Origin of the sequence: Sphingomonas parva (ex Maeng et al. 2020) (assembly GCF_004564275.1) — a bacterium.
Classification (GTDB): domain Bacteria; phylum Pseudomonadota; class Alphaproteobacteria; order Sphingomonadales; family Sphingomonadaceae; genus Allosphingosinicella; species Allosphingosinicella parva.
The window spans coordinates 1-3,744 of record NZ_SPDV01000103.1; the positions used below are offsets into that span (position 1 = coordinate 1).

1 protein-coding gene is annotated in these 3,744 nt (G+C 71.2%); it reads left to right on the top strand.

The annotated features are described in order from the left end of the window. The first annotated feature begins 1,905 nt into the window (after window positions 1-1,905). Window positions 1,906-3,579 carry a malto-oligosyltrehalose trehalohydrolase gene (gene treZ, locus E2493_RS20840; protein ID WP_263854110.1) on the top strand — a complete coding sequence of 558 codons (1,674 nt, stop codon included), beginning with the start codon at window positions 1,906-1,908 and terminating at the stop codon, window positions 3,577-3,579. Window positions 3,580-3,744 lie beyond the last annotated feature (165 nt).

Below are 3,744 nucleotides of genomic sequence, written 5' to 3' on the forward strand. Positions count from 1 at the left end.
CCACCATGCTTCGCATGGTCCCCCTCCCCATCCGCTGCGCGGACAGGGAGGAACGAGGGGGACCGTCGCCGAAGGCGGTGGTGGAGGGGGGCCTCCATCCACACCGGCCCAGGGGCGGGTCCACGCCAGCGTCCGAGTTATAGCCGAAGCGACCTGCAATGGGCCCCCTCCACCATGCTTCGCATGGTCCCCCTCCCCATCCGCTGCGCGGACAGGGAGGAACGAGGGGGACCGTCGCCGAAGGCGGTGGTGGAGGGGGGCCTCCATCCACACCGGCCCAGGGGCGGGTCCACGCCAGCGTCCGAGTTATAGCCGAAGCGACCTGCAATGGGCCCCCTCCACCATGCTTCGCATGGTCCCCCTCCCCATCCGCTGCGCGGACAGGGAGGAACGAGGGGGACCGTCGCCGAAGGCGGTGGTGGAGGGGGGCCTCCATCCACACCGGCCCAGGGGCGGGTCCACGCCAGCGTCCGAGTTATAGCCGAAGCGACCTGCAATGGGCCCCCTCCACCATGCTTCGCATGGTCCCCCTCCCCATCCGCTGCGCGGACAGGGAGGAACGAGGGGGACCGTCGCCGAAGGCGGTGGTGGAGGGGGGCCTCCATCCACACCGGCCCAGGGGCGGGTCCACGCCAGCGTCCGAGTTATAGCCGAAGCGACCTGCAATGGGCCCCCTCCACCATGCTTCGCATGGTCCCCCTCCCCATCCGCTGCGCGGACAGGGAGGAACGAGGGGGACCGTCGCCGAAGGCGGTGGTGGAGGGGGGCCTCCATCCACACCGGCCCAGGGGCGGGTCCACGCCAGCGTCCGAGTTATAGCCGAAGCGACCTGCAATGGGCCCCCTCCACCATGCTTCGCATGGTCCCCCTCCCCATCCGCTGCGCGGACAGGGAGGAACGAGGGGGACCGTCGCCGAAGGCGGTGGTGGAGGGGGGCCTCCATCCACACCGGCCCAGGGGCGGGTCCACGCCAGCGTCCGAGTTATAGCCGAAGCGACCTGCAATGGGCCCCCTCCACCATGCTTCGCATGGTCCCCCTCCCCATCCGCTGCGCGGACAGGGAGGAACGAGGGGGACCGTCGCCGAAGGCGGTGGTGGAGGGGGGCCTCCATCCACACCGGCCCAGGGGCGGGTCCACGCCAGCGTCCGAGTTATAGCCGAAGCGACCTGCAATGGGCCCCCTCCACCATGCTTCGCATGGTCCCCCTCCCCATCCGCTGCGCGGACAGGGAGGAACGAGGGGGACCGTCGCCGAAGGCGGTGGTGGAGGGGGGCCTCCATCCACACCGGCCCAGGGGCGGGTCCACGCCAGCGTCCGAGTTATAGCCGAAGCGACCTGCAATGGGCCCCCTCCACCATGCTTCGCATGGTCCCCCTCCCCATCCGCTGCGCGGACAGGGAGGAACGAGGGGGACCGTCGCCGAAGGCGGTGGTGGAGGGGGGCCTCCATCCACACCGGCCCAGGGGCGGGTCCACGCCAGCGTCCGAGTTATAGCCGAAGCGACCTGCAATGGGCCCCCTCCACCATGCTTCGCATGGTCCCCCTCCCCATCCGCTGCGCGGACAGGGAGGAACGAGGGGGACCGTCGCCGAAGGCGGTGGTGGAGGGGGGCCTCCATCCACACCGGCCCAGGGGCGGGTCCACGCCAGCGTCCGAGTTATAGCCGAAGCGACCTGCAATGGGCCCCCTCCACCATGCTTCGCATGGTCCCCCTCCCCGTTCCGGGGAGGATCTGGGCCGGAGCGCTCCAATGACTCTCGCCTCTTCCGCGGAGTCCACCCCCACCCCATCCCTCCCCCCTCAAGGGGGAGGGGGCTGCTCTTCTGGGTCGGCCAGTGCCTGATACTTCTTCCAAGCCCACCTGGGGCCCGACGCTCCTTCCGAACGGCCGCACGCGCTTTCGGTTGTGGGCGCCGGCCGCGGAGGCGGTGGCGCTCGAGATCGACGGCGGCGCTCCCGTGGCGATGAGCGCCGAAGCCGACGGCTGGTTCGCCGCCGAGGCCGAGGCGCCGGCGGGGACGCGCTACCGCTTCCGGATCGGCGAGCTCGCCGTGCCGGATCCCGCCTCGCGGCTGCAGGCCGGGGGCGACGTGCACGGCTGGAGCGTCGTCGTCGATCCAGCCTATGCCTGGCGGCACGGCGACTGGCGCGGGCGGCCGTGGGAAGAGACGGTGGTGATGGAGGTCCATGCCGGATTGCTCGGCGGCTTCGCCGGGGCGGCCGAGCGGCTCGCGGACTGGGCGGAGCTTGGCGTGACCGCGATCGAACTGATGCCGGTCGCCGGCGTCTCGGGGACGCGCAACTGGGGCTATGACGGGGTGCTGCCCTACGCACCCGAGGCGTCGCTCGGCACGCCGGACGAATTGCGGGCGCTGGTCGACCGGGCGCACGGGCTCGGCCTCTCGGTCCTGCTCGACGTGGTCTACAACCATTTCGGCCCGGACGGGAATTACCTCGGCGGCTATGCACCGGACTTCTTCCGCAAGGATGTCGACACGCCCTGGGGCGGGGCGATCGATTTCGGCCGCGAGGCGGTGGCGCGCTTCTTCGTCGACAATGCCTTGATGTGGCTCGAGGACTATCGCTTCGACGGGCTGCGGTTCGACGCGGTGCACGCGATCGCCGACGATGCTTTCCTCGACGCCATGGCGGCGGAGATCCGGGCGCGGACCGGGGGGCGGCACGTCCACCTCGTGCTCGAGAACGAGAGCAACGATGCGGCGCGGCTCGGCGGGGCGGCCGGCGCCGCCTTCGACGCGCAGTGGAACGACGATTTCCACAACGTGCTGCACGTGCTGCTGACCGGCGAGACGCACGGTTATTACCGACCGTTCGCCGACGCGCCCGCCGAGAGGCTGGCGCGCTGCCTGGCCGAGGGCTTCGTCTTCCAGGGCGAGGTCTTCGACGCGCACACGCGTGGCACGCCGTCGGCGCATCTGCCGCCGAGCCGCTTCGTCGCGTTCCTGCAGAATCACGACCAGGTCGGCAATCGCGCGATGGGCGAGCGGCTCACCCTGCTCGCCGATCCGGCGAAATTGCGCGCGGCGACCGGGCTGCTTTTGCTCTCGCCGCAGATCCCCTTGCTGTTCATGGGCGAGGAGGCGGGGTCGGAGACGCCGTTCCTGTTCTTCACCGATTTCCACGACGACCTCGCCGACGCGGTGCGCGAGGGGCGGCGCAGGGAGTTCGCGAAGTTTCCCGCTTTCGCCGATCCCGAGGCGCGGGAAATGATCCCGGACCCGAATGCGGAAGCGACGTTCGCGGCGTCGCGGCCGGGGCCCGGGCCGGATGCGGACGGCTGGCGGGCGCTGTACCGCGACCTGCTGGCGATCCGGCGGGACCGGATCGTGCCGGGGCTGGCGCGCTGCCGCAGCCTCGGCGCGAAGGTGCTGGGCGCAAAGGCCGTCGCGGCGCGTTGGGCGCTGGGCGAGGCGGTGCTGGAGGTGGCGGTGAATTTCGGGGACGAGGCCGTGGCGTTCGAGGGGGGCGAGGGGGAAGAGCTGTGCGCGATCGGCGAGGGCGCGCGGGACGGCAGGCTGGCGGCCGCGAGCTTTGTGGCGTGGATCGGGAGGGGGTGATGACGTTCGTGAGAGATCGCTACGATCCGGCCCCTCCACCATGCTTCGCATGGTCCCCCTCCCCATCGCCTGCGGCGACAGGGAGGACTGTCGAGCGAGTCGGCGCCTCATCCTCCCTGTCCGCAAAGCGGATGGGGAGGGGGACCGCACGAAGTGCGGTGGAGG